Source organism: Pontibacillus sp. HN14 (assembly GCF_021129245.1).
Lineage (GTDB): Bacteria > Bacillota > Bacilli > Bacillales > BH030062 > Pontibacillus.
The window spans coordinates 1541548-1567480 of record NZ_JAJOLR010000001.1 but is presented as its reverse complement, the minus strand read 5'-3'; the positions used below and the strand labels follow the sequence as shown (position 1 = coordinate 1567480).

25 protein-coding genes are annotated in these 25933 nt (G+C 42.3%); 23 read left to right on the top strand and 2 right to left on the bottom strand.

The window, feature by feature from the left end; all coding sequences use genetic code 11:
- Nucleotides 1-7: 7 nt before the first annotated feature.
- From LQ226_RS08155 to yajC, 14 genes are all read left to right on the top strand, one after another.
- The gene (locus LQ226_RS08155) at nt 8-457 is read left to right on the top strand and encodes an ACT domain-containing protein (protein ID WP_255688039.1); all 450 of its coding nucleotides are present in this window, start codon (nt 8-10) and stop codon (nt 455-457) included.
- A gap of 16 nt (nt 458-473) precedes the next feature.
- Nucleotides 474-1346: a prephenate dehydratase gene (pheA, locus tag LQ226_RS08150; RefSeq protein ID WP_231417329.1), complete on the top strand. Its 873-nt coding sequence runs from the start codon at nt 474-476 to the stop codon at nt 1344-1346.
- A gap of 277 nt (nt 1347-1623) precedes the next feature.
- Nucleotides 1624-2868: a SafA/ExsA family spore coat assembly protein gene (safA, locus tag LQ226_RS21070; protein ID WP_284526543.1), complete on the top strand. Its 1245-nt coding sequence runs from the start codon at nt 1624-1626 to the stop codon at nt 2866-2868.
- Nucleotides 2869-2870: 2 nt separating this feature from the next.
- A complete protein-coding gene (locus LQ226_RS08140; protein WP_231417328.1) occupies nt 2871-3833 on the top strand; it encodes a phosphotransferase in 963 nt (320 codons plus the stop codon).
- 53 nt (nt 3834-3886) lie between these two features.
- Nucleotides 3887-4627 (top strand): NAD(+) synthase, encoded by a 741-nt coding sequence (gene nadE, locus LQ226_RS08135; RefSeq protein WP_231417327.1) that lies wholly within the window; start codon nt 3887-3889, stop codon nt 4625-4627.
- A gap of 77 nt (nt 4628-4704) precedes the next feature.
- Nucleotides 4705-5349, top strand: coding sequence for a YhcN/YlaJ family sporulation lipoprotein (locus tag LQ226_RS08130; protein WP_231417326.1), 645 nt, complete (start codon nt 4705-4707; stop codon nt 5347-5349).
- A 177-nt stretch (nt 5350-5526) separates the two neighbouring features.
- Nucleotides 5527-6255 (top strand): YebC/PmpR family DNA-binding transcriptional regulator, encoded by a 729-nt coding sequence (locus LQ226_RS08125; protein ID WP_231417325.1) that lies wholly within the window; start codon nt 5527-5529, stop codon nt 6253-6255.
- Between the two features lie 153 nt (nt 6256-6408).
- Entirely contained in the window at nt 6409-6960 is a 552-nt protein-coding gene (locus LQ226_RS08120; protein ID WP_231417324.1) for an intercompartmental signaling factor BofC, read from the top strand.
- Nucleotides 6961-7557: 597 nt separating this feature from the next.
- Nucleotides 7558-8178 carry a Holliday junction branch migration protein RuvA gene (gene ruvA, locus LQ226_RS08115; RefSeq protein WP_231417323.1) on the top strand — a complete coding sequence of 207 codons (621 nt, stop codon included), beginning with the start codon at nt 7558-7560 and terminating at the stop codon, nt 8176-8178.
- A gap of 15 nt (nt 8179-8193) precedes the next feature.
- Nucleotides 8194-9198, top strand: coding sequence for a Holliday junction branch migration DNA helicase RuvB (gene ruvB / locus LQ226_RS08110; protein ID WP_231417322.1), 1005 nt, complete (start codon nt 8194-8196; stop codon nt 9196-9198).
- Entirely contained in the window at nt 9191-9391 is a 201-nt protein-coding gene (locus LQ226_RS08105) for a DUF2905 domain-containing protein (protein ID WP_231417321.1), read from the top strand. The genes ruvB and LQ226_RS08105 overlap by 8 nt, the downstream gene beginning before the upstream one ends.
- A 21-nt stretch (nt 9392-9412) precedes the next feature.
- A complete protein-coding gene (gene queA, locus LQ226_RS08100) occupies nt 9413-10438 on the top strand; it encodes a tRNA preQ1(34) S-adenosylmethionine ribosyltransferase-isomerase QueA (RefSeq protein WP_231417320.1) in 1026 nt (341 codons plus the stop codon).
- A gap of 19 nt (nt 10439-10457) precedes the next feature.
- Nucleotides 10458-11597, top strand: a complete 1140-nt coding sequence (tgt, locus tag LQ226_RS08095; RefSeq protein ID WP_231417319.1) for a tRNA guanosine(34) transglycosylase Tgt — start codon at nt 10458-10460, stop codon at nt 11595-11597.
- Between the two features lie 36 nt (nt 11598-11633).
- Nucleotides 11634-11903, top strand: coding sequence for a preprotein translocase subunit YajC (gene yajC, locus LQ226_RS08090; protein WP_231417318.1), 270 nt, complete (start codon nt 11634-11636; stop codon nt 11901-11903).
- Nucleotides 11904-11942: 39 nt separating this feature from the next.
- Here the strand turns inward: yajC and LQ226_RS08085 are convergent, their stop codons facing one another.
- Nucleotides 11943-12320: a TIGR04086 family membrane protein gene (locus LQ226_RS08085; RefSeq protein WP_231417317.1), complete on the bottom strand. Its 378-nt coding sequence runs from the start codon at nt 12318-12320 to the stop codon at nt 11943-11945.
- Between the two features lie 127 nt (nt 12321-12447).
- Here LQ226_RS08085 and LQ226_RS08080 point away from each other — a divergent pair, with 127 nt between their 5' ends.
- The 3 genes from LQ226_RS08080 (at nt 12448) to LQ226_RS08070 (ending at nt 15229) form a co-directional block, all read left to right on the top strand.
- Nucleotides 12448-13752 (top strand): ArsB/NhaD family transporter, encoded by a 1305-nt coding sequence (locus LQ226_RS08080; protein ID WP_231417316.1) that lies wholly within the window; start codon nt 12448-12450, stop codon nt 13750-13752.
- Nucleotides 13753-13821: 69 nt separating this feature from the next.
- On the top strand, nt 13822-14490 hold the full coding sequence (locus tag LQ226_RS08075; RefSeq protein WP_436663197.1) for a DUF421 domain-containing protein: 669 nt from the start codon (nt 13822-13824) through the stop codon (nt 14488-14490).
- A gap of 61 nt (nt 14491-14551) precedes the next feature.
- Complete coding sequence (locus LQ226_RS08070) at nt 14552-15229, top strand: class I SAM-dependent methyltransferase (RefSeq protein WP_231417314.1); 678 nt, start codon at nt 14552-14554, stop codon at nt 15227-15229.
- A 90-nt stretch (nt 15230-15319) separates the two neighbouring features.
- Here the strand turns inward: LQ226_RS08070 and spoVB are convergent, their stop codons facing one another.
- A complete protein-coding gene (spoVB, locus tag LQ226_RS08065; protein ID WP_231417313.1) occupies nt 15320-16870 on the bottom strand; it encodes a stage V sporulation protein B in 1551 nt (516 codons plus the stop codon).
- Nucleotides 16871-17017: 147 nt separating this feature from the next.
- Between spoVB and LQ226_RS08060 the strand changes: the two genes are divergently transcribed.
- The 6 genes from LQ226_RS08060 to LQ226_RS08035 all read left to right on the top strand — a co-directional run bounded on the left by LQ226_RS08060 (nt 17018) and on the right by LQ226_RS08035 (nt 25923).
- A complete protein-coding gene (locus LQ226_RS08060; RefSeq protein WP_231417312.1) occupies nt 17018-17335 on the top strand; it encodes a post-transcriptional regulator in 318 nt (105 codons plus the stop codon).
- Between the two features lie 202 nt (nt 17336-17537).
- Nucleotides 17538-19892: a protein translocase subunit SecD gene (gene secD / locus LQ226_RS08055; RefSeq protein ID WP_231417311.1), complete on the top strand. Its 2355-nt coding sequence runs from the start codon at nt 17538-17540 to the stop codon at nt 19890-19892.
- A 304-nt stretch (nt 19893-20196) separates the two neighbouring features.
- Nucleotides 20197-20496 carry a LapA family protein gene (locus LQ226_RS08050; protein ID WP_354665911.1) on the top strand — a complete coding sequence of 100 codons (300 nt, stop codon included), beginning with the start codon at nt 20197-20199 and terminating at the stop codon, nt 20494-20496.
- A 152-nt stretch (nt 20497-20648) separates the two neighbouring features.
- Nucleotides 20649-23000: a single-stranded-DNA-specific exonuclease RecJ gene (recJ, locus tag LQ226_RS08045; protein ID WP_231417309.1), complete on the top strand. Its 2352-nt coding sequence runs from the start codon at nt 20649-20651 to the stop codon at nt 22998-23000.
- Nucleotides 23000-23512 (top strand): adenine phosphoribosyltransferase, encoded by a 513-nt coding sequence (locus tag LQ226_RS08040; protein WP_231417308.1) that lies wholly within the window; start codon nt 23000-23002, stop codon nt 23510-23512. Before recJ ends, LQ226_RS08040 begins: the two co-directional genes overlap by 1 nt.
- Before the next feature lie 203 nt (nt 23513-23715).
- A complete protein-coding gene (locus LQ226_RS08035) occupies nt 23716-25923 on the top strand; it encodes a RelA/SpoT family protein (RefSeq protein WP_231417307.1) in 2208 nt (735 codons plus the stop codon).
- Nucleotides 25924-25933: the final 10 nt, after the last annotated feature.

Here is a 25933-nt window from a genome sequence, read left to right as displayed (position 1 = left end):
CGAGATCATGAGTATTAACAATGAACAATTTTTTTTAGTCCGAAGTGATGTATTGCCAGAATCCATGCAGAAGACGCTAGAAGCGAAAGCCTTACTTGAACGAGGTAAAGTGGAATCGGTGCATGATGCCGTGCAGAAAGTCGACTTGAGTCGAAGTGCCTTTTATAAATACAGAGATGCAGTTTTCCCGTTCCAGGCCATGGTGAAGGAGAAGATGATCACCCTATTCTTCCACTTGGAAGATCGTTCAGGTACGCTTTCTCAGTTACTTGCAGCTGTCGCTCAATCAGGCTGTAATATCTTAACGATTCACCAAACGATCCCGTTGCAAGGGAAGGCTAACGTAACCCTTTCGTTAAATACATCTGGCATGAGTCAATCCATTGAACAATTATTACAAGATTTTAAACGCTTAGACTTTATAGACCGAGTTGAGGTTGTAAGTAGCGGAGCATAGCTGAGGGGGAAACGTTGTGGTAAAAGTAGGATATTTAGGACCAAAAGGAACATTTACAAATATAGCAGTGGATGCATTATTTCAATCAGATCAAACGGTTAGCTTCCGAACAATCCCTGAGTGTTTGGATGCGGTGAATCGAGGAGATGTGGGGCTGGCCGTCGTTCCTGTTGAGAACGCGATCGAAGGTACAGTTTCGATGACGATTGATTATTTAATCCATCAGGTCGACTTACCGATTATTGCTGAAGTGGTTGTGCCAATTACACAACATGTTCTTGTTCATCCAGACTTCAAGGGTGATGTAGGTGAGATTGAACATGTGTATTCACATAGTCATGCGATCGCTCAATGCCACCAGTTTATTCATAAAGAAATGCCTGGTGTAGAGGTGCACTATAGTGCTTCCACAGGAGAAGCGGCTGCGAATGTGAAAGAGATGAAAGGCCAACACGCTGCTATAGGCAATGCCCTTGCGGCAGAAGAGTATGGTTTAAGAATCTTAAGGCAGAATGTCCATGATTATGATAACAACCATACACGTTTTGTCGTGGTGCAGAAGGAACAAGCGCCTGTTGAGATGAAGGATCATGAAGTGAAGCAACAGAAGACGACGCTTATGGTTACATTACCGAGTGACCGCGCCGGAGCGCTTCACCAGGTTCTTTCAGCATTTGCTTGGCGTAAAATGAACCTTTCAAAGATTGAATCCCGTCCAATGAAAACAGGTTTAGGGAACTATTTCTTTATAATTGATGTGAATCAATCTTATGATTCCGTTCTATTTCCTGCACTACAACAAGAGCTTCAAGCGATTGGGTGCCAAACGAAAATCTTAGGCACTTACCCTTGCTTTGAAGTGGAATCCCAAGCTGTTCATAAAATGTAATGTAAAACCTCTTTCCTTCATTGGGAAGAGGTTTTTGTTATGTAATCCGTTCTTCTTTCTATGTTTAAATCGGCGAAGATCTTTGAGTCTCTAATGTTTATTCCTTAAAAAACGTAACCCTTTATAGGTGCAAAAATCACGAAACACAGCAGGCTTTCGTAAAAAAGTTAGGCAAATCCATCAATCTTTTAGGTGTTCATGCATATGTTGTATGGAGTTCATCTGTTATTTATTTTCTTATGGAAATGCCTATAACAGAAAGAAGGGAGTAACTGCGGTGAAAATACATGTTGTTCAAAAAGGGGACACATTGTGGAAGATTGCCCAGAAATATGGGGTGAACTTTGAAGAGTTAAAAGCCATGAATACACAGCTTAGTAATCCAGATATGATTATGCCTGGTATGAAGATTAAAGTTCCAACTGATTCGAAGCCGGTTAAGAAAGAGACGAAAAAATATCCGGCCGAACATCCTTATAAGGATACCTCACCAAAACCGTTACCAATGATAAAAGAAGAGAAAAAAGAACAGCCAAAGGAAATGCCTAAGAAAGAGATGCCGAAAAAAGAAATGCCAAAGAAAGAAGCTGTGAAGCCGGCTAAAAAAGAGAAACCAATCATGCCTGTTCAACCACAGCCACAAATGCCAATGCAAATGGCACCGATCCAAATGCAATTTCCGACTATGGAACAACAAATGCAAAATTACTATACAACGGTAAATATTCCGCAAATGCCTCAGTATAAAGAGCCTGAGGTAAAGCCTAAGGCGAAACCTGAAGCTAAGCCAGAAGCGAAACCGCAAGCAAAACCGGAAGCGAAACCAGAAGCAAAACCACAACAAGTAAAAGGGATGCAAAAAGACGAGCCGAAGCCACAAGTCATGCCACAAATGCAACAGCCGATGCAGCAAATGCCACAAATGGAGCAACCGATGGCACAGATGCCACAAATGCAACAACCAATGTATTACTATCCAATGATGCAGCATCCATGCATGCCTTGTCCGCCTCATCCTTGTATGCCGTGTTATCCGCATCCACAATATTTAGGCAGTATGGATGCGAATTGTTATGATGACCAGCAAATGATGCCGATGCAACAAGGTATGGTTCAAGGGGCGTTTGATGAATCATCTGAATCCTCAAGTATGGATATGCCACAAATGCCGGGGCAAGTGGCTGGCATGATGGATGATTGTGGATGTGATGATGGGTACCCTCAAGGATATGGAATGCCGCAGCAGGGATATGGAATGCCACAGCAGGGATATGGAATGCCGCAACAAGGATATGGAATGCCACAGCAGGGGTATGGAATGCCGCAACAAGGATACGAAATGCCACAGCAAGGATACGGAATGCCACAACAGGGATACGGAATGCCACAACAAGGTTATGGAATGCCACAGCAAGGCGGAGGACAACAAGGGTATGGTTTTCCGCAGATGCAGATGGGGGATTCTTCCGGATTCAGTGGATTTGAGATGCCGCGCTTTGATGACGACGACGAGGATTATTAAATATGGGTAAGCACGTAAAAGGGGAAGTCCAAAGCGACTTTCCCTTCTCTTTTTTAGAAACGAAGGCGGGGTTATCTATTCAGCGGATCGAGAGAATAAAGCCGCATGTAGTGAAGGTGTACACCGGCTCACGGTGGCTGATCGTAAAACGGTATACTTCCGTTCACTCTGTAGAGCACCAGTGGGAGTTGTTTAAAGCTATTTCTGCAAACAGCGCTCTCGTTCCCTTTATCCCTTTTCCATCTGGTGATTTGTGGATCCGTGATGGTTACGGGGCGACGTGGACATTAGCTCCGTATATTAGAGGGGATTCTTTAAATTATAAGCGGAAAGCGGATCGGGAGGTAGCTTGTAATGTTCTTGGAGCTTTTCATCAACAAGCAAAAGGGATTGAAGTGGACTCCTTGATTGTGAAACAACCCTTATATATGCACTGGAAAAAGCGATTTCGACATTTTGGAAATCACTATAAAGTCTTTAAGCAATATGGTTATGGAGACCTATATAATTCTCTTATCCACACCTCTTCTTCCTTGTACGATCGATTTATTCAATTGGATTGGTATGCGCTTGAAAAACGGGCGTTAGACAATCGTTCATGGGTTCATGGAGATGTAGCGGCTCATAATTTTATCAGGGCGGAACATAATAATGTATATCTCATTGATTTTGACTTAGCTTCTCAGTCTCCGCGGGTGTATGATTGGATTCAAATTGGGCAACGATTCTTGCCTTTTCTTGAGGGTGCGGAAGAGATCGTTTCTATTGAGAATCGATTGAACGAAGAGGAGATTCCTTTCTTTAGGTTAGGGTTAGCGATACCAGCTGCTTTAGTACGAGAATGGAATACATTTATGAAGGAGGAACGGTCTGTAGAAGAGATCCAATTCTATCTTCAGGTGCTGAGCGAAAGATGGCAGAAGCAACTATCATTTGTCGAACAAAACAAACTTATGCTAACATGATATGAGAAATAACCTAACATAACCCATGATAAACTGAAAGGAAGAGCGTACTTATGCAAGATAAAATCGATAAGCTTGTGAAATGGTTACAAGACCAAGCCAATAATGCAGGATTAGAAGGACTATTAGTTGGAGTTAGTGGCGGTATTGACTCAGCAGTTGTCGCTCACTTAATTAAGCGTGCTTTTCCTGAGAATTCATTAGGAGTCATTTTACCGTGTAAAAGTAATCCCGATGACCAGGAAGCGGCTCAAAAAGTTATTGATAGTTGTGGCATTAATTCCTTAACAGTAGACCTTACGAAAACGCATGAAGTCATGTTCTCAACTATTCAGGATCAATTAAAAACTTCAGGTGATTACAACGAGGCGCAGGAAAAATTGGCTGATGCCAACCTTCGTGCTCGTTTACGAATGAGTACACTATATTCAGTAGGTACGAACTATAAATATCTTGTTGTCGGTACAGATAATGCTGCTGAATGGTACACAGGATATTTCACCAAGTACGGAGATGGCGGTGTCGACTTAGTGCCACTTGTTCATTTCACAAAAGGTGAAGTTCGTGACCTAGCCCGTGAACTTGGAGTTCCAAATGAAATTATCGAGAAGAAACCAAGTGCAGGATTATGGGAAGGTCAAACGGATGAGAATGAAATGGGTACTTCCTATGAAATGATTGATAAGCATATTAAGGGAGAAGACATCCCTGAAAAGGATCGTAAAATCATTGAAGATATGCATAAAAAGAGCGAACATAAGCGTGAGTTAGCCGCTGCCCCTCCTAAATTCTAACGGACAATTACCTAAATGTAACTCGTGTAAGGAAAACCTCTCTGAGCCATCCTAAGGATGTAAGGGAGGTTTTTCTCATGAAAAAAGAATTCATGATGGGAGCAGTTCTTTCTCTAGGGTTACTTGCAGGGTGTGGAGGCGCTAATGAAGAGTCTATTCAGACAGAACTTGAACCGGAGTCTCTAAACGCTGAACTCGAGAATCAAGCAGAAAGAAATGCCAAAGAAGAAAGCAATAAGGATATTGGCAAAGATCAACCTAAGTTCCAAACCAATATCGACACTGAATATTATCAGTATGAGTTAGAGCGATCTCGTCCTAAAAATGGAGAAGCTCAAAAAGATTATCCGGATTCTCTAACGACACCTATTTCTGATAAGGATGCGAACTCTTACAACAATAAAGAGTATGACAAACAGTCTCGCGAAATCGGGAAACGGTTAAGTGAGTCACGATTTGTTAAAACAGCTCAGGTTGTTGTAACGAATGACGCTGTCATCGTGGCAGTAGAAGAGCCCGATCGTGCGACGTATACAAGAGTGGATGTTGCCGAAAAGGTGCGTGCAGCCTTAAAAGAAATGCCTGAAACAAAAGGAAAAGAAATTGTCGTGTATACAGATGAGCGATACTGGGATCGTATGAAAGATCTTAAGAGCCGTATCAATCAGGATGAAGAAATGCCTGATGGAGTGGATCAATTTAGAGATAAGAATTACAGATAATTGAGAGTGCTTATGTAGCGCTCTTTTTTTTGTGGTTCTTTCTAATGAAAGCATTGTATACATAGGGACATCAACGAATTTATCCCGAATTGGCAGTCTTTTTCAAACTTTTCCTTTGTGTTATAGTGGTTATGGATTTCAATTTCTTATGGAAAGATGAAGAGAGGAGAATGTCCCATGGCAGGTCATTCGAAGTGGGCCAATATTAAGCATCGAAAAGGTGCTCAAGACAAAAAACGTGGAAAGCTATTTATGAAAATGGCAAAAGATATATACGTAGCAGCGAAAGAAGGCGGAGGAGACCCTGAAACGAATCCGCAGCTTCGTTTAATGATTGATAAAGCAAAAGCCAACAACGTTCCAAATGAAAACATTGATCGAGCGATTAATAAAGCGACTGGTGGACTAGACGGGGCTAATTATGAAGAGTTTACGTATGAAGGGTATGGCCCTGGAGGTGCTGCTGTTATGGTAGAGGTACTGACAGATAACCGTAACCGTACAGCCTCTGAAGTTCGACACGCCTTTAATAAAAATGGTGGAAACCTTGGGGAAAATGGGTGTGTTTCCTTTATGTTTGATCGTAAGGGTTACATCGTAATTGACCGATCTGTGGTTGATATGGATGAAGAGGAACTAATGCTTGAAGCGATTGAAGCAGGAGCAGAAGAGATGGAAACGACTGAAGAAGCGTTTGAAATCTATACAGATCCAGAAACATTCCAAGATGTTCGAGCAGCTCTCAAAGAGCAAAATATTTCCCTTGATTCAGAAGAAGTAACCTTCTTCCCGCAGACCTACTCTCAACTAGATGGGGAGTTAGCTGAGCAAATGGAAAAACTAATTGATATGCTTGAAGACTTAGAAGACGTGCAAGAAGTCTACCACAATTTCCAACAAGCATAACCATACCGCTAGGATAAAACTTCTAATTTTGGGAAACCTAAAATTAGAAGTTTTTTTATTCCTTACACACGCTCTGACATCCTTTAGCAAGTGAAAGCGTGTCAGACACCGTGTTGCGCTTTAAAGGGATAAAGAGTAATGGAGGTGGATGGTATGCGGAGGGTTCGACTCGCTTTGATTTTAGTGGCTGTAGGTTTATTTGTGGGCGGTATACGCTCGATGGATTCTATGCCAATTAAAGCTTCAGAGTCTTCTCAAGTACAAACAGCGGGTTCTAAGGTAGCTGTTCAAGAGCCGTTAGAAATGGAAGTTGTATTGCAGCGTGTATATATTGATGGGCACGTCGGGGAAGAACGTAAGAAAGAAACCATATGGGCTATGGAAGATTTCTGGGCACGTTATGAAGGATGGGAGCTTGTGGATCAACAAGTCGGGCACATTACATTTCGTAAAGAAGTAGATGATCTTTCTCCATTTGTTAAAGAAGCAGGTTATTTTGGTCTTAATGAGGGCAATGAGCTCATTTTGTTTGATGGCACGAGTGATGAAACACAGGTCATTCACTCTTTCTTTCAAATTGATGTAGGAAAGCTTGAGAGTTTTCAAAGTCAGGAATTACAAGAAGGAATTAAAATAAAATCAAAAGATCAGTATTTGAGTCTTTTAAAGAAATACGAATACTTCTCGATTACCCCAACCCCATAACAAAACCCCTTCCTTACAATAAGGAAGGGGTTTTGGTTTATATGTATTACGACTGTGTTTTACTCTTAGGTGGCCGGTATACTTTTTCAGCATTCACTCCGAGGTTTTTGAGATATTCCACAATACGATCAATCGTACTCATAGTTACACCCCGTTCCCTGATAATATACGTAGATCATACATCTTCATGACCAGTCAGTCAACATAAAATATGTGCAATTCTGAATCTTCCGGCTTGAGTGGGTGAACTCATATGGCTTATATCGGAGCCAGGGGCCTGCGCTTTTGGTTCATCATCTAGCTCCGGCCCCTAGTTCCTCTGGACATAAGTCAATCAACTGCGGGAAGAAAGGTCCCTTCCCTCCGTTGCTCGTCTTATGCCTCCGGAACTAAACAAGGGGCCTGCGCTTTTGGTTCATCATCTAGCTCCGGCCCCTGGCTCCTCGGGGTCATAAGGAAAATAACTGCGGGTAGAAAGGTCGCTACCCTCCGTTATTTTTCTTATGCCTGACGGAGCCAAACAGGGGCCTGCGCTTTTGGGGGGACATGTGTTAAAATAAACAGAGGTCACTACGGATAAAAGGGAGAACGAATGTAATGATAGCTTATGTTAGAGGGAATGTGGCTGCTGTGTCGGCTGAGAATGTCATTGTAGAAGCAAGTGGCATTGGATATGAAATTTTATGTGCGAATCCGTTTGCCTTTCAGACGATGAAAGGGAAGGAGACGCTTATTTATACGTACCATTATGTGCGAGAGGACCTGCAGACGTTGTATGGTTTTAAAACGCCTGAGGAGAAAATGATCTTCTCGAAATTACTAAATGTCTCAGGGATCGGGCCTAAGGGAGCTCTTGCGATTGTTGGATCAACATCTGTCGGAGAAGTTGTATCGGCCATTGAACGTGAGGACGACAAATTCTTAACCCGTTTCCCTGGAGTTGGGAAGAAGACGGCTCGCCAGATGATCTTGGACTTAAAAGGGAAACTGACCGAGTGGTTACCTGTGGAACAAGATGAAACGACGATCTTCTTCGAAGGGGAGCATACCCATAAAGAACAGACGAACTTTGTAGACGAAGCACTAGAAGCCATGAGGGCGTTAGGGTATTCGGATCGAGAGATTAAATCGATCAGGCCAAAACTTGAAAAAGAACAGTGCTCAAGTGTGGATGAATATGTACGTAAAGGGTTAGCCCTTATGATGCAGAAAGCGTAAGGAAGGAGGGTTACCATGGATGATCGAATGGTGAGTGGAGAGGCAATGACGGATGATGCTTCTGTTGAGTTGAGCCTCCGGCCACAAACGCTTGCTCAATATATCGGGCAAAGCAAAACAAAAGAAAACTTACGGATTTTTATAGAGGCTGCCAGAATGCGAAACGAACCCTTAGATCACGTGCTCCTTTACGGACCGCCAGGACTTGGGAAGACGACGCTCGCTTCTATTATTGCAAGTGAGATGGGTGGTCAATTTAGAACAACCGCTGGTCCGGCGATTGAAAGAGCAGGTGATCTGGCGGCGATATTGTCCTCTCTTGAAGCAGGAGACGTTCTCTTCATTGATGAGATTCATCGATTGCCCCGCTCCGTTGAAGAAGTTCTCTATCCTGCAATGGAAGATTTCTGTTTAGATATTGTGATTGGATCTGGTTCAGAGGCAAGATCCATTCGACTTGATCTGCCTCCGTTTACCCTTGTTGGAGCTACAACGAGGGCTGGGTTGCTTTCTGCGCCCCTCAGAGACAGGTTTGGTGTTTTAAGTCGATTAGATTACTACACCACAGAGGATCTTTGCGAAATTGTAAAGAGGACTTCTGAGATATTTGATGTGGAAATAGATGAACAAGCAGCTGTTGAAGTGGCTCGTCGTTCTAGAGGGACGCCACGGATTGCTAACCGTCTTTTAAAACGTGTACGCGACATCGCCCAGGTAAAGGGCGAGGACGTTATTTCAAGAGAGACAACGGACCAGGCTCTGAATATGCTTCAGGTCGATCAAGCTGGTCTTGATCATGTTGACCACAAGTTATTACTTGGAATTATGGACCACTTCAGAGGAGGACCAGTAGGGCTTGATACGATTTCTGCTACGATCGGGGAAGAGTCACAGACGATTGAAGATGTGTACGAACCATTTCTGTTACAAAAAGGGTTTATCCAACGTACCCCAAGGGGCAGACTGGTAACACATCTTGCTTATGAGCACTTTAACCGGGAGGTGCCTGGACGTGAATGAGTTTCCTAAGATGTTTATTATTTTAGGGGTGGTCTTCATTGTTATCGGCATCGTTTGGAGTGTTTTCGGGAAGCTCCCTGGCGACATTCTTTTTAAAAAAGGAAATACAACCTTTTATTTTCCGATCATGACGTCTATTATAGTGAGTGTTGTCCTTAGTGTATTGCTATATATTATTGGGAAAATTCGTTAAGAACTAGATAGGGAGAGACATATGAACATAAATGATTTTGACTTTCACTTACCAGAAGAGTTGATCGCTCAAACTCCACTGGAAGATCGAACGTCTTCTCGCTTACTTGTTATGGATCGCGAGAAAGAAACCATAGATCATCAGCATTTTTATAACATTACATCATACTTAAATCCAGGTGATTGTTTAGTATTGAACAATACCAGGGTACTACCTGCTCGCTTATATGGAGTGAAAGAAGACACAGGTGCCAAAGTTGAAGTATTACTTCTTCATCAGCGAGAAGGTGACGAGTGGGAAGTGCTTGTGAAGCCTGCTAAGAAGATCAAGGTAGGCACGAAGATTTCATTTGGAGATGGGAAGCTTGTTGCTGAATGTACAGAGTTGCAAGAGCATGGAGGGCGTATTCTTACATTCTCCTATGAGGGAATCTTTCTTGAGGTACTGGAATCTTTAGGTGAGATGCCGCTTCCTCCGTATATTAAAGAGCAAGTTTCTGACCGTGAGCGTTATCAGACTGTTTACTCAAAAGAAGAGGGGTCAGCAGCGGCGCCTACAGCAGGGCTTCACTTTACTAAAGAACTGCTGCAGGAGATAGAAGATAAAGGTGTAGAAATCGCATATATTACGCTTCACGTAGGTCTTGGCACCTTCCGTCCTGTAAGTGTAGATTCTGTTGAGGACCATGATATGCACGCTGAATTTTATCAGATGTCACAAGAAACCGCTGATCAACTGAATCGGATCCGAGAGAATGGAGGTCGTATCATCTCAGTTGGAACGACGTCTACTAGAACTCTTGAAACGATTGCAAGAGATCATGGTTCTTTCAAAGAAGCATCTGGTTGGACAGATATTTTCATCTATCCACCTTATAACGTTAAAGCCATTGATGGTCTGATTACGAACTTCCACTTACCAAAGTCTACGTTAATTATGCTTGTAAGTGCACTTGCGGGTAAGGATTTTGTGATGCGAGCCTATGAAGAAGCTGTCAACGAACAATACCGCTTCTTCAGCTTTGGCGACGCCATGCTAATTTTATAAAGAGACAGAAAGGGTATGAATGATGCCAATTAGGTACGAACACATCAAAACATGTAAACAAACAGGAGCTCGTTTAGGTCGGGTTCATACACCACATGGTTCTTTTGAAACGCCCATGTTTATGCCGGTAGGAACTCTTGCTACGGTTAAAACGATGGCACCAGAAGAGCTGAAGCAAATGGGAGCGGAAATTATCCTTTCGAATACGTACCATTTATGGTTACGTCCGGGAGAAGATATCGTAGAGGAAGCAGGCGGTCTTCATAAATTTATGAACTGGGATGGCTCCATTTTAACGGATTCAGGTGGCTTCCAGGTCTTTAGTTTAAGTAAGCTTCGTGATATTAAAGAAGAAGGCGTTCATTTCAGAAACCATATTAGTGGTGAGAAGCTATTCCTATCACCAGAGAAAGCAATGCATATTGAAAACTCGCTTGGTGCTGATATTATGATGGCATTCGATGAATGTCCTCCATATCCAGCTAGCCACGAATATATGAAGAAGTCTGTTGAACGGACGAGCCGTTGGGCTGAGCGTTGCCTTGAAGCCCATAAACGTCCCCATGATCAAGGTCTCTTCGGAATTGTACAGGGCGGGGAGTATGAAGATCTTCGTCGCCAAAGTATAAATGACCTTGTATCCATGGACTTCCCAGGTTATGCTGTTGGTGGACTTTCTGTTGGGGAACCAAAAGACGTGATGAACCGTGTGTTAGAGTTCACAACACCGTACTTGCCAACAGATAAACCACGTTACTTGATGGGAGTAGGTTCTCCTGACTCGCTAATCGACGGTGCCATCCGTGGTATTGATATGTTTGATTGCGTATTGCCGACACGTATTGCTCGTAATGGAACGTGTATGACGAGTCAAGGTCGCTTAGTCGTCCGGAATGCAAAATTTGCTCGTGACTTCGGTCCAATTGACCCAGAATGTGATTGTCATACATGCCGTAACTACTCAAGAGCTTACATTCGCCACCTCATTAAATGTAATGAGACATTCGGCTTCCGACTTACAACTTATCATAATCTTTATTTTCTGTTAAAATTAATGAAGCAAGTTCGAGAAGCGATTATGGAAGACCGTCTTGGTGACTTCCGTGAAGAGTTCTTTGAACAATATGGCTTCAATAAACCAGATGCTAAGAACTTCTAAATGATAGAAGCTTATTCTTGAAAGGAGGGAAAACACATGGCAGGTTCTGCAGGTTCATTAATTATGCTAGCCCTAATGTTTGTCCTGTTTTACTTCTTGCTTATTCGCCCGCAACAGAAGCGTCAAAAGCAAGTAAAGCAAATGCAGTCTGATCTTCAAAAGGGAGATCACATCATTACCATTGGTGGCATGCACGCAACGATTCATGCGCTAGATGAAAACACGCTTATTCTACAGGTAGAAGATGGAACGAAACTTACATACGATCGTTCAGCTATCCGTGAAGTCGTGACTCAGAAAGCATAAAGAAAAACGCGCTTACCTCTGTTGAGATAAGCGCGTTTTTTATTTGGATTTCCCTCCAACATTAACTCCCATCATCCCGCCGAATAAGGCCATCACTACATAGCCTCCCTGATAAAGGAGTTGAGATGTGGAAACGCCTTTTTGATAACCTAAGAATTGAAATAAGAGAACAAAAACAAGAAAACCAATCCCGGTCAATAGTCCGAGCAACCAGCCCTGCTCTTTCCCTTTTGCTCCGGAAATGAAGCCTCCGATAAAGAGTGTAATGAGTCCAATGATGAGGGTGGCCCATTGCAGAGTGGATTCAGTCATATTTGAGAATTTAAGGAATAAGGCCAACGCGAAGCTGCTTACCACCATCAGAACAAGAATGGTTCCCCATCCATAGGCCAATGCCATCATTCGATCTTTCGCCATAGTATTTCTCCTCCCTGTTCGTCCATCTTTCTACCACTTTATTCACAAAAAAAATAAATAGAATAAAATATTTTCTGGAGGCTCTTGAATATAGTAGTAAAAATGGACAAGGAAAAGGGGGGTTCGAATGGAAACGACCCTGGCGGTTGCGGTGTTTATTATCAGTTATGTGTTTATTATGTCAGAGAAGATAAATCGTGCGCTCGTAGCTTTAGCGGGCGGAGTCTTTATGCTGCTTAGTGGTATCTATAGCTGGGAAGAAGCGTTCACAAGCTTTATTGATTGGTCTACCATTACCCTTTTGTTTTCAATGATGGTGCTTGTTTCGATTACAAAGAAGACAGGCTTATTCGAATACATAGCCATCTTGTTAGCCCAGAAGGTGAAAGGGGCTCCTATTCCACTATTAATTGTGACGGGGGTGCTGACGGCCATAGGTTCTGCGCTACTTGATAATGTAACCACCGTTCTTCTATTTGTACCAATCTTGCTCACGCTCACTTCAAAATTAAATCTTCCCGTTTTCCCTTATCTACTGACCGTTATTCTTTGTGCCAACATTGGCGGGACAGCTACGTTAATTGGAGATCCCCCAAATATTATGATCGGGCAAGCTGTTGAACACTTTACGTTTATGTCCTTTCTTGTGCATCTTGGCCCTGTTGTCTTCTTAATATTTGTGACGACGCTCGGTGGGCTTGTCTTCTTGTTTCGCAAATCCCTTGTTATGGGGGAAGGGGATCAGGTGAGGTCCATGATGGAGATCGATCCTTCATCTTATTTGAAGAAAACCCCCATGCTTTACCAATCCGTTTCCGTGTTATCTCTAACTATTCTCGGTTTCCTTCTCCACGCGTTTGTCCATGTTGAGCTGACAACGGTGGCTGTGTGCGGGGCGATCTTACTCCTTTTATTAACAGAACGAGAAGCAGATACAGAGAAAGTATTTGAAGAGGTAGAGTGGATTACATTATTTTTCTTTATGGGTTTATTCATGCTTGTAGGTGGTCTTGAGCAGGTTGGAGTCATTGATGAGTTAGCCAGGGGGATGATCTGGGTAACAGAAGGGGACTTGCCTTCTACGGCTCTTATGATTCTGTGGATCTCAGGTTTGTTCTCAGGCATTGTAGACAACATCCCTTTTGTAGCTGCAATGATCCCGGTCATAAAAGAATTTCAGTCGTATGGGATGACGAATTTGGATCCTTTATGGTGGTCCCTCGCCCTTGGAGCTTGTTTAGGTGGCAATGGAACCTTAATTGGCGCATCAGCCAATGTTGTCGTGGCGGGCTTGGCCTCAAGTGCTAGACATCCAATTGGCTTTTTGAAATTTATAGCATACGGAATGCCGGTTGTACTTTTCTCTCTGGTGGTCTGTACGGTTTACATCTGGTTTCGTTATCTTGTGCCATTTATGCAGGCGAGTATGTAACAAGCATAGGAAATGTCTGATCGGTTTACACTAAGACCATTAGGGACAACAGAAAGAAGTGAACCTGGTGTGAACTTAGAGGAAGTTTGGATTATTATTTGGAGAACTTTTGCAACTTATTTCGCTATTTTAGTGATCTTTCGCGTCATGGGAAAAAGAGAAATTGGAGAACTTTCCATACTCGATTTAGTGGTGTTCATCATGCTTGCTGAAATCGGTGTCTTCTCCATTGAAGAGCCGAAGGATGAATTCATCCATGCTGTCATTCCCATGCTCGTCCTTTTACTTATACAAAGATTAAGTGCATGGTTCTCCCTAAAGAGTCAATGGTTCAGAGAAACCGTTGATGGCAAAGCATCGGTCATTATACAGAATGGCAAAATTGATGAGAATGAAATGAGGAAGCAACGATATAATTTCAATGATTTGCTTCAGCAGTTAAGAGAAAATGGGACCTCCTCTGTTGAGGAAGTTGCTTTTGCCATATTAGAACCATCTGGAAAGCTTTCGATCTTAGAGAAACAAGACAATCCATCTCCCGATATGAACGGATTCCTCATGCCATTTATTACGGACGGAAAAATTCAAGAGGAAAACTTAAAGCGGAATGGAAAAGATGAGAAATGGTTGTTAGAGGAGATCCGTAAGAGAGGGTATCAACATCCTGACCAAATTTCATTGCTTAGTGTTGACCATAAAAATAAATGGTACATCGACGAATACGATGAAAAGAAGTAACATAAAGAGAAGGTGGCTCGAAGGAGCAACCTTCTTTTTTCATGATAAGGAGGGAGAAGAAATGAGCGAATCGTTTAATTGGCATAAAGCCGTTACAAAGAAATGGGATCAAAATGTGGCCTTTTGGAGCGAGAAGAGTCGTTCGATGTGGAATGAAGGGTCCAGGTCTGGAATTATCCCCTTTGTGAAAAGGTACGTGCCAGTTGGGAGCCAAATGGCAGATATCGGCTGTGGAGACGGATACGGAGCCTTCTTACTAAGTGAAGCAGGTTATGATGTGACAGGAGTAGATATTTCTCCGAAGATGATTGAACACGCAAATCAGATAAGCGGTGATCGATTAATCTTTAAACAAGGCGACCTAGCTGAACTTCCGTTTGAACAGCATACATACGACGGTCTAATGGCCATTAATTCTCTAGAGTGGACTGAAGACCCTAAACATGCTTTAGACGAGCTCTACCGTGTGTTAAAGCCAGGGGGGCGACTTTGTATAGCCGTACTTGGACCGACGGCAGGACCCCGTCAAAATAGCTACAGAAGGTTATACGGAGAAGATGTGATCTGCAATACGATGATGCCATGGGAATTTGAACAGCTAGCTAGTGAAACCGGATGGCGGACATTAGATGGGTACGGAGTATTTAAAGAAGGCGTAAAAGAAGATGTCAGCCATATGCCGAAACCTCTTCAGCAAGCACTGACCTTCTTGTGGGTGTTTATGTTAGAAAAACAATAGGCAAGCCTTAGTGCGCTAACGCCCATACAAAAAACCAAGCCAAGAATCACAAAGGTGATTTTTGGCTTGGTTTTTATTTTTACCTAAGTCTTACCGCTTCTTCTGGAAAAACGGAAGTTGTTGCAATTCTTCTTTCGTGATGAAGCGGAAGACGAAGAGGAAGATAATATAGACTACGGTGAAGGCTGTAATCAATAGCAAGAATGGGACAGGGGCCATCGTAGCTTCCTTGAAGAGTTCGTTCATTTTGTAACCTACAAACCATGTGATCCCCATTAGCATGATCATTTTCCCGATATCAACTAGTGGTATACGGAACTGGATCGCTTTCATTAATGTTGCAAGATGTAAGAATGTAACGAGAATAACGCCCACGACAATAGCAAGAGCTACGCCCATAATGCCAAACTCAGGTTGAGTGGCTAAAGAAAGTAAAACGGCAAACTTTACGACTGCACCGATCAGGCTGTTCCACATGGCAGCTTTGGCTAAGTCAAGGGCTTGCAAAGCAGCTTGTAAAGGAGCCTGGAAGTAAAGCATTAAGAAAAACGGCGCCATAATCAGTAAGAACCGAGAAGCATTTCCGTGTCCGTACATAAACGTTAAGATCGGTGTTGCAAAGATGGTTAATATGACAGTAGCGATGGCACCAGAAGCAAAAGACAAGCGAATGGCTTGATGGATTCTATAGTGTATAAGGGTTTGATCCCCTTTAGCTCCGGCTTCACTGATATTTGGCACAAGAGCGACAGATAGAGACTGGGTAATAAATGTCGGTAGCATTAGAAGGGGGAGTGCATACCCGGTTAATTCTCCGTACTGTCTTGTAGCCATGGCCGTTTGAACACCTGCCATAGCTAAGCTTTGAGCGACAAGGATAGGCTCTAAGAAAAAGGAAATCGATCCTACCATGCGACTTCCGGTCGTTGGTAGAGCGATGGACATGAGTTCATTAAAGGTTTCCTTCCCGTTCTTAATATACGTCATAAATTTCCTTCTTACTTTCACTCGTTTTTTCACTTTAAACATATGGAGCATATAAAGAAGTGAACAAAATTCTCCCAAAACCACAGAAATCATCGCGCCGGCTGCTGCATATTCCACACCATATGGGGCTAGCGCTTTCGTAAACAACGCCACAAAGCTAATTCGAACGATTTGTTCAATAACTTGCGAGTATGCTTGTGGCTTCATGTTTTGTCGCCCCTGGAAGTATCCGCGTAGCACAGAGGAAATCGCTACTATTGGAACAATAGGGCTGATGGCAAGGAGTGGATAGAGTGTGCGCTCGTCCGTCAACAAAGTCTGAGATAATAAAGGTGCTAATAAGACCATCCCTGTCGTGAAGATGATGCTCAGAACGCCTGTTACGCCAAGTGAGATAACAAGTATTTTCTTTACTTTCCGTAAATCTCCAATGGCCTCTGCTTCAGCTACTCGTTTCGAGATGGCTACAGGTAACCCGAACTGAGTTAGGGTGATGACCAGAATAAGAGTAGGTATGGCCATCATATAAAGGCCAACACCTTCTTCCCCCATAATACGTGCTACGACGATTCGATTGACAAACCCCAGAAAGCGAGTAATCATGCCTGCTGCGATTAAAATAAGTGTACCTTGTAAAAAGGTTTGCTTGGTCATTCATTACGACCTACCTTCTCAAAGAATTGAAATTCGTATACAATGAATATATGCAGAAAAGGTGGGCAAGCATGACAAGCATTCTTAAATGATTGAAACCATTTCGCTTTCTGGAAAACTGGAGCTTTAACGAGAGGGGCACTACAAATGGAAGAAGGCAAACCGGTAAAGCAGTGGAAGCCGATGATTTACCCTGTTTTACAGAGCAAGAAAGAAGAATTTCATCTGTTAGGCTATAGTAAGGCACATGAAGAAGATATTTGGAAATGCCTTGAGAAGAAAGTGTGGAAAGGGAACCCGGTTTTGCGCTTACATAGAGCAGTTCAGGATGTTTTCCATTTAAGTGTTGGCACCTATATGAGTTATCTAACGGTTCAAGCCTATCAAAGTGATGACCTGCTTGCTCAGATCGAAGCGTTACGAAATCATAACCCGAATGAAGAAGAAAATGAAACGTTGTATTGACAGTCGTTCCCAAAGATTTCTATAATTACAATATTGGAGTTAGGCGATAGGGTCGCCATAATATCTTCTTTATGCTTCGTACATAAAGAAAAGCTCATGTAGTTGTAGAGTGGTAGGTAAGAAGACCACTCTTTTACGCGTGGGAGCACTACACGATATCATAAATCGTCGTTGGAGAAGTCAGAAGGAGGCACTTATACTTATGGTAAAACGCGGTCGTATCGTTGCGTTTTTTCTGCTCCTGCTTATCTTTGCAGGTACAATCGGAACAACGGTACAAGGAATAACAAAGGATATTCGCCTTGGGCTTGATTTACAAGGTGGATTTGAAATTTTGTATCAGGTTACACCTATTGATGAAGACCAAGAGATTGACAGGGATGCTTTAGAAGCAACCGTAGAAACGATTTATCGACGTGTCGATTCACTAGGAATTAGTGAGACAAGCGTCAATATTGAAGGGGAGGACCGAATTCGAGTTCAGCTTGCTGGTATTGAAGACCAGAACAAAGCCCGGGAGCTCATTGGTACCTCTGCTCGTCTGTCGTTCAGAACAGTTGATGACGATGAAATCCGCATTAACGACGAACCTCTTTCACTTGAAATGGATGAAGAGGATAATAATGAACCAGACACAGAAAAAGGAGAAATCTTTAATGGATCAAATCTTGTAGAAGGCAGTGCTCAACAAGAATTTCATCCTGATACGAAGGCTCCGATTGTTACGTTAAAAGTAAAAGATGCGAAAGAGTTCCAAAGTGTAACCAAAAAAGTTTCTCAGTTAGGGAATGATCCATCGACCCCTTACAATGAGAATTCTATGGTCATCTGGATGGACTTTGATGAAGAAGATTCCTTTATAGCTGACTTTAACAATCCAGAAAAACAAGGGTACATTTCAGCCCCACGCGTAAGCGAACCATTACTTACGAAAGAAGTTATGATAACAGGGGACTTTACGGTCGACGGTGCTCAAGAACTTGCTAACATTTTAAATGCTGGTTCACTGCCTGTTGATATGAAAGAGCTTTACTCTACGTCAGTTGGTGCGCAGTTCGGTGAACAAGCATTAAACAAAACGATCTTAGCAGGTGCCATAGGCATTGCACTGATCTTTGTATATATGATGTTCTACTACCGTCTTCCTGGTGTAGTAGCCGTTATTACGCTGTCCACGTACATTTTCTTAATTCTACTTGTCTTTGAATTAATGAACGGGGTCCTAACACTACCTGGAATCGCCGCGCTTGTGCTCGGTGTTGGTATGGCTGTTGACGCCAATATTATTACGTACGAACGCATTAAAGAAGAAATGAAAGCAGGGAAGTCAACTTTATCTGCCTTTAAAGCGGGTAATAGTCGTTCTTTAGCCACCATTCTTGATGCGAATATCACAACAATCTTGGCTGCCATCGTTCTGTTTATCTTTGGTACGAGCTCTGTAAAAGGGTTTGCGACCATGTTGATTATCAGTATTCTGGTTAGTTTCTTAACGGCGGTTTATGGATCTCGCTTAATGCTTGGTCTCTTAGTGAAGAGCCGTGCATTAAACAAAAAGCCAGGACTCTTTGGTATTAAGCCAAGTCAGGTGAAAGACATTGAAAAAGGAGAAGAAGTCGAAGCAAAAGTCTTCGGTCGTTCCTTTGACTTTGTTAAACACCGTAAGAAATTCTTCGGAATCTCTATTGCCCTCATCCTTGCCGGTGCCATTGCTCTAGGGGTGATGGGACTGAACTTAGGTATCGACTTTACTAGTGGTTCTCGCGTACAAGTCTTAGCTGATGAACCTATTAGTGAAGAAGAAGTGAAAGAGGAATTTGAAGGACTGGGTTACACACCGAAGAAAGTGGTTATATCCGGTGAAGATGATGAAATAGGCGTGGCAAGATTTGCGAGCGTCTTAACAGAGTCTGAAATTGCAGACATTAAGAGTCACTTCAATGACCTATATGGAAGCAGTCCAAGTGTCAGCACGGTATCAGACATTGTAGGTAAAGAACTTGTGAAAAATGCGGTATACGCAGTAGCGATTGCGTCGATTGGTATTATCATCTACGTAACCATTCGATTCGAAATTTATTTTGCCTTAACGGCGATTGTTGCTTTACTACACGATGCGTTCTTTATTATAGCGCTGTTTAGCATCACCCAACTCGAGTTTGATATAACAATTATTGCTGCGATTCTTACCATCGTCGGTTATTCCGTAAATGATACAATTGTTACGTTTGACCGTATTCGTGAGAATCTGAAGCTGAAGAAGAAAGTGAAAACATTCTCTGAACTAGCAGAAGTCGTGAATAAGAGTTTAATGGAAACATTAGCTCGTAGTATTAACACCGTCCTGACGGTTGTATTCGCTGCCTTAATGCTTCTACTATTCGGAGCAACAGCCATTACAAACTTCTCATTTGGTCTTGTTGTTGGTTTAATAGCTGGTACGTATTCCTCCCTATTCATCGCAGCTCAGCTGTGGTTAGTATGGAGAGGTAGTATGCTTAAGCGTAAACCGATCGAGTACAAAGAGAAGAAACAAACTGGCGGCCCACAAGTATAAAAGTAAGAGCTCTCCCTACAGGGAGAGCTCTTTTTTACTTGACGGTGTAAGGCCGTTGTGTTTGTTAAGTGCTTGGGGGTGTCTGGGGAACGACTCGCTTTCCATGGCTCTACACGAGGTGGGGTCGTTCGACGTTCGTTAATTAAAGCAAACGGAAACACAACCTCAGCTTAAAGCCTACTGATATGGAGGGGGAGTTTTCAAGAAAGCCTCACTTGGGAATAGAAGAAGAAAGGAAGTGTAAAATAATTGAAAGGTTTTGAGAAAGGAGATGGGTTCTTTGAAGGGACAGAAGAATTTTATTTTGGCATTAGTATTTGCTCTTATTGTTGCAATATTCGCTGTGTTTAATGTCGATGCGGTAGAAGTGAATTACTTATTTGGTACGGGGCAAGCTCCATTGATCCTCATTATTTTAGGGTCCGTTTTAATGGGTGGCTTGATCGCAGGAATTTTTGGGACGGTTCGCAATTATCAGCTTCAACGAGATAATCGGGCTTTAAAAGAAAAGCTGAGACAATTAGGGGAAGATCCTGAACGGGTGACGGCCCGTAAGGCGGAAGAGGATAAGAATCAGGCGATTGAAGAAGAACGTGCTAAATAAAAACCAGGGTAGGATGAAATGAAATCATTTCATCCTACTTTTTTGTGGAAATCATTTTGTTTAAAAGGAGAGTTCCTCCTACCTTTTCCACCTGAAATTCATTTGCTACCCTTACTTGGCTCTTGTATAATGGGTCTGTTAGGGGTGAATCTATGTTACGGAGTAAAGCAAAATGGAATTTAACCCAAGAAGAGGAGCCAGCTCTCCCGATTGATCCATCTTTATCTTTATCTGATTTAACTCAAGAGTTATTAAGAAAAAGAGGGATTGAAACGAAGGAAGCGGCAAAGCTATTTTTATCTCCTCAACTGGAACAATTACATGATCCAATGTTAATGAATGATATGAACAAAGCCGTTGATCGCGTAAAACAGGCGATTGAACAGGAAGAATATATATGGGTGTTCGGCGACTATGACGCGGATGGTGTCAGTTCAACTGCGCTTATGGTTGAAGTCCTTCGTGAAATGGGAGCCTATGTAGAATTTTACATTCCGAATCGATTTACAGAAGGGTATGGCCCGAATGAAGAGGCTTTCCGCAATGCACATGCTGAAGGAATATCACTCATTATCACTGTCGATACAGGTATAGCGGCCAATCATGAAGCGGATGTAGCGAAAGAGCTAGGAATCGATTTGATTATTACAGACCACCATGAGGCTCAAAATGAATTGCCGGATGCTTATGCAATCGTCCACCCGAAGTTAGGTGGAACGTATCCGTTTAAGGAACTAGCAGGAGTTGGCGTAGCATTTAAATTTGCTCATGCTTTACTCGGTGATTTTCCAAAGCACTTGCTAGATTTAGTCGTCATTGGTACGATCGCGGACCTTGTCCCTCTCCATGACGAGAACCGAGTATTAGCTGCACATGGATTGAAAGCTATTTCTAGGTCCATCCGTCCAGGTGTCCAAGCTCTAAAGAAAGTGTGTAGTATTGAAGGGGATATCACGGAAGAAGATATTGGCTTTGCGATTGGGCCTCGTATCAATGCTGTAGGGCGATTACAGGACGCTTTTCCTGCTGTGGATTTATTGTTGACAGAGAGTGACGCTGAAGCAGATGCGTTAGCCAATCAAATCCATGCCCTTAATCAGGAGCGCCAAAAGATTGTCGCTGAGATTGCAGAAGAAGCCGAGCGAATGCTTGATTCTCAGGCTGATGATCTACCTTCTGTCATTGTCGTTGCGAAAGAAGGATGGAATCAGGGGGTCCTTGGGATTGTAGCTTCTCGTCTTGTTAATAAGTACGACCGACCAACGATTGTATTGACTGTTGATCCTGAGACTCAGACAGCCAAAGGTTCTGCCAGAAGCATTGATGCTTTTGATATGTTTACCAATTGTATGGAAGTACGAAGTCAATTCACCCATTTTGGCGGACACGCTCAAGCAGCCGGTATGACGTTGCCATTAGAAAATGTGGAAACGCTAAGAGAAGCGTTGAACGACCTAGCTGATCAAAAGCTTGCTCCTGAAGATTTCAAACAACTTTTAACCATCGATCGATGTGTGAGCCTAGAAGATATTACAATCTCAACTATTGAAGAGATTGCAAAGCTATCTCCGTTTGGAATGGGGAATCCGAAGCCACTCTTCCAATTAGAAGAAACGACCCCTGCTGAGGTCCGTCAGATTGGTAGTAAGCTTAACCATTTAAAAATGCGCTTTAAAGCAAATGGAAATGATCTCGACACGATTGGATTTGGGATGGGGGATCTTTATCCTCGTATTGCCCCTCAATCAGCTGTCACGATTGTAGGAGAGCTCTCTATTAATGAATGGAATGGGAAGAGAAAACCTCAAATTATGATGAAAGATTTAAGTGTGAACGACTGGCAACTCTTTGACCTGCGTGGCAATCGTCATCTCGAGAAGGCAATGCCGAGATTACCATTTGATCATACTGTTGCTATCTTCTTCGGCGAAGCGACAGAAGATCAGGCGTGGGTATTTGATTATTATCCGGTCATTGAATTGAATCACGACCCAGAACTAATTGGTGAACTGCCATTAGATGAAATTGAACATATGGTTCTTATGGACTTACCGAATTCTATGGAGCAGATCAAGTCCGTGATTCAAACGATGTCACCAAATAATATTTATGCCTGTTATCGGACCGATGATGCTGCTTTCTTAAAGACCTTACCAACGCGTGATCATTTTAAATGGTTTTATGGAATGCTGATGAAGAGAAAGAAATTCCATCTTGAAACAGAAGGACCGAAGCTGGCCGATTACAAAGGGTGGTCAAAAGATTCGGTGGAATTTATATCGCACGTGTTTTTTGAGCTAGAATTTGTTAGAATAGATAATGGACTTTTAACGCTGAATCCGAATCCTTCTAAGAAAGATTTGGCTGAATCAGCTTTATATCAACAAAAACACGAACAATTAAAAGTGGAACAAACGTTATATTTCTCATCCTATCCTCAATTAAAGGCTTGGTTTACCGAGCAAATGGATCGAGTTTCGGACGTTAAGGAGGAAATTAGTTAATGGATTATAAACAGTATATTACGGTTGTGGAAGATTGGCCTACAGAAGGCATTAAATTTAAAGATATCACAACCCTAATGGATAACGGCCCTGCATTTAAGTCAGCCATTGATGAAATTGTAGCATATGCAAACACAAGAGAAATCGACATTATCGTTGGACCTGAAGCACGTGGTTTTATTATTGGCTGCCCGGTTTCATATGCAATGGAAGTTGGATTTGCTCCTGTACGTAAGGAAGGGAAACTTCCTCGTGAAACGATTAAGGTCGACTATGGTTTAGAATACGGGAAAGATGTTCTGACCATTCATAAAGATGCGATTAAACCTGGTCAACGCGTTCTAATCACGGATGACCTACTAGCAACAGGTGGTACAATTGAAGCTACAATCAACCTTGTAGAACAGTTAGGTGGAATTGTAGTAGGTTGTGCATTCTTAGTTGAATTAACGTATCTTGATGGCCGTGAGAAGTTAGACGGTTACGATGTTTTAACACTAATGCAATACTAAACGGAAGAAAGAGTGCTCTCAAGATTTGAGGGTACTCTTTTATCATACGAGTACAAATCTAGCGAAATAATAGGTAAAATTTAGAGGATTTCGACATAAAATGAGTCTTTCCTCTTTACAATGTCTTCAGAATTCTCGATAATGAAACACATATATACGCTACGTCTATACCTATGACGAATTTCTAATAATCAGGTGATAGGATGTCTAAAGATAAAATTTTGACAGCTGATGAAGTAGTAGAACAGGCGAGCCAGTATCTGTCTAACGAAGATACTGAATTTGTTCGGCGTGCCTATGAGTTTGCTCAGGAAGCGCATAAAGATCAATACCGTAAATCTGGTGAGCCGTATATTATTCATCCTGTCCAAGTAGCGAGTATCCTTGTTGAACTGCAAATGGATCCTGTAACCATTGCCGGCGGTTTCCTACATGATGTTGTAGAAGATACGAATGTAACCGTTGAAGAATTGAAGGATCGGTTTAATGAAGAAGTAGCGATGCTCGTTGATGGTGTGTCAAAGTTAGGGAAAATTAAATATAAATCAAAAGAAGCACAGCAAGCTGAGAACCATCGCAAAATGTTTGTAGCGATGGCCAAGGATATTCGCGTCATTCTCATCAAATTAGCAGACCGATTGCATAATATGAGAACACTCAAGCATTTACCTCCTGAAAAGCAGCGTCGCATCTCTAATGAAACACTTGAGATCTTCGCACCGCTTGCTCATCGATTGGGGATATCTACGATTAAATGGGAGCTTGAAGATACAGCTCTTCGTTATTTAAATCCTCAACAGTACTATCGTATTGTGCATCTTATGAAGCAGAAGCGTAATGAGCGGGAGTACTATATTGGTGAAGTAATGGATGAAATTCATAACCAACTTGATGAGGTAGATATTACAGCCGAAATATCCGGCCGCCCGAAGCACTTATACAGCATTTACCGGAAGATGGTCCTGCAAAACAAGCAGTTTAATGAGATTTATGATTTATTAGCTGTACGTGTACAGGTTAACAGTATCAAAGATTGTTACGCAGTATTGGGGATTATCCACACATGTTGGAAACCAATGCCAGGTCGCTTCAAGGATTATATTGCTATGCCGAAGCCTAATCTGTATCAATCCTTGCACACAACGGTTATAGGCCCTAAAGGAGATCCTTTAGAAGTTCAGATTCGTACGCATGAAATGCATGATATCGCTGAATACGGAATCGCTGCTCACTGGGCTTATAAAGAAGGATTAAATGTAGAGTCAAATACGCAATCCTTTGATGAACGGTTAACGTGGTTTAGAGAAATATTAGAATGGCAGAATGAAACCCATGATGCTGAAGAGTTCATGGAGTCTCTTAAAGTAGACTTATTCTCAGACATGGTGTACGTCTTTACTCCAAAAGGGGACGTAATTGAACTTCCTTCTGGCTCTGTTCCAATTGATTTCTCTTATAAGATTCATACAGAAGTCGGGAACCAGACGATTGGAGCTAAAGTAAACGGAAAGATGGAGCCTCTGGATTATAAGTTGAAAACAGGGGACATTGTGGAAGTCATGACCTCGAAACATTCTTATGGTCCATCGAAAGACTGGATTAAGATTAGCCAGACGTCTCAGGCTAAGAACAAGATTAAGCAATTCTTCAAAAAGCAACGTCGAGATGAGAACATTGTAAAAGGGAAAGAACTGGTCGAAAAAGAGATCCGTTCTATGGAACTTGAGCCTAAAGAAGTCTTGAATGCAGACAACCTTAATCGCGTTGCGGAGAAGTTTAACTTTACAAATGATGATGACATGTATGCGGCGGTTGGATATCAGGGGATCACTGCAGCTCAAATTGCTACACGTCTAACAGAGAAGATCCGCCGTAAGCAAATTAAGGAGAAGGATCTCGAAGAAACACTTGAGGGTGTACAGAATGATATCAAACGACCTACACATTCGAAGAAAAAGAAAGACTCTGGTGTTCGTGTTAAAGGCGTAGATAACCTTCTTGTACGGCTTTCCCGCTGCTGTAATCCTGTCCCTGGAGACGATATTGTTGGTTATATTACAAAAGGGCGCGGGGTATCCGTTCACCGTTCTGACTGTCCAAATGTTAAAACAGATGATGTCAGAAACAGACTTCTCCCTGTTGAATGGGAAAACACCGGTGAAGATAGTAAGCAATACAGCTTAGACTTAGAGATCTCAGGATATGATCGCCGTGGGCTCTTAAATGAAGTCTTACAAGCCGTTAATGAAACAAAAACGAATATTACGGCTGTAACAGGTAGATCAGATCGAAATAAAATGGCTACCATTCATATGACTATTATGATTCAAAATATTAGTCATTTAAGAAAAGTCGTTGATCGAATTAAACAGATTCCAGATGTTTACACGGTTCGCCGTGTATTGCAGTAAGGAGAGTCAA

Excerpts from the sequence above, each read along its gene's own strand:
- LQ226_RS08035 (WP_231417307.1), top strand. The coding sequence starts at position 23,716 with ATGTCTAAAGATAAAATTTTGACAGCTGATGAAGTAGTAGAACAGGCG.
- recJ (WP_231417309.1), top strand. The coding sequence starts at position 20,649 with ATGTTACGGAGTAAAGCAAAATGGAATTTAACCCAAGAAGAGGAGCCA.
- LQ226_RS08140 (WP_231417328.1), top strand. The coding sequence starts at position 2,871 with ATGGGTAAGCACGTAAAAGGGGAAGTCCAAAGCGACTTTCCCTTCTCT.
- LQ226_RS08125 (WP_231417325.1), top strand. The coding sequence starts at position 5,527 with ATGGCAGGTCATTCGAAGTGGGCCAATATTAAGCATCGAAAAGGTGCT.
- LQ226_RS08155 (WP_255688039.1), top strand. The coding sequence starts at position 8 with ATGAGTATTAACAATGAACAATTTTTTTTAGTCCGAAGTGATGTATTG.
- nadE (WP_231417327.1), top strand. The coding sequence starts at position 3,887 with ATGCAAGATAAAATCGATAAGCTTGTGAAATGGTTACAAGACCAAGCC.
- ruvA (WP_231417323.1), top strand. The coding sequence starts at position 7,558 with ATGATAGCTTATGTTAGAGGGAATGTGGCTGCTGTGTCGGCTGAGAAT.
- yajC (WP_231417318.1), top strand. The coding sequence starts at position 11,634 with ATGGCAGGTTCTGCAGGTTCATTAATTATGCTAGCCCTAATGTTTGTC.
- tgt (WP_231417319.1), top strand. The coding sequence starts at position 10,458 with ATGATGCCAATTAGGTACGAACACATCAAAACATGTAAACAAACAGGA.
- secD (WP_231417311.1), top strand. The coding sequence starts at position 17,538 with ATGGTAAAACGCGGTCGTATCGTTGCGTTTTTTCTGCTCCTGCTTATC.
- LQ226_RS08120 (WP_231417324.1), top strand. The coding sequence starts at position 6,409 with ATGCGGAGGGTTCGACTCGCTTTGATTTTAGTGGCTGTAGGTTTATTT.
- ruvB (WP_231417322.1), top strand. The coding sequence starts at position 8,194 with ATGGATGATCGAATGGTGAGTGGAGAGGCAATGACGGATGATGCTTCT.
- LQ226_RS08130 (WP_231417326.1), top strand. The coding sequence starts at position 4,705 with ATGAAAAAAGAATTCATGATGGGAGCAGTTCTTTCTCTAGGGTTACTT.
- LQ226_RS08085 (WP_231417317.1), bottom strand. The coding sequence starts at position 12,320 with ATGGCGAAAGATCGAATGATGGCATTGGCCTATGGATGGGGAACCATT.
- LQ226_RS08040 (WP_231417308.1), top strand. The coding sequence starts at position 23,000 with ATGGATTATAAACAGTATATTACGGTTGTGGAAGATTGGCCTACAGAA.
- queA (WP_231417320.1), top strand. The coding sequence starts at position 9,413 with ATGAACATAAATGATTTTGACTTTCACTTACCAGAAGAGTTGATCGCT.
- LQ226_RS08060 (WP_231417312.1), top strand. The coding sequence starts at position 17,018 with ATGGAAGAAGGCAAACCGGTAAAGCAGTGGAAGCCGATGATTTACCCT.
- LQ226_RS08070 (WP_231417314.1), top strand. The coding sequence starts at position 14,552 with ATGAGCGAATCGTTTAATTGGCATAAAGCCGTTACAAAGAAATGGGAT.
- LQ226_RS08080 (WP_231417316.1), top strand. The coding sequence starts at position 12,448 with ATGGAAACGACCCTGGCGGTTGCGGTGTTTATTATCAGTTATGTGTTT.
- spoVB (WP_231417313.1), bottom strand. The coding sequence starts at position 16,870 with ATGACCAAGCAAACCTTTTTACAAGGTACACTTATTTTAATCGCAGCA.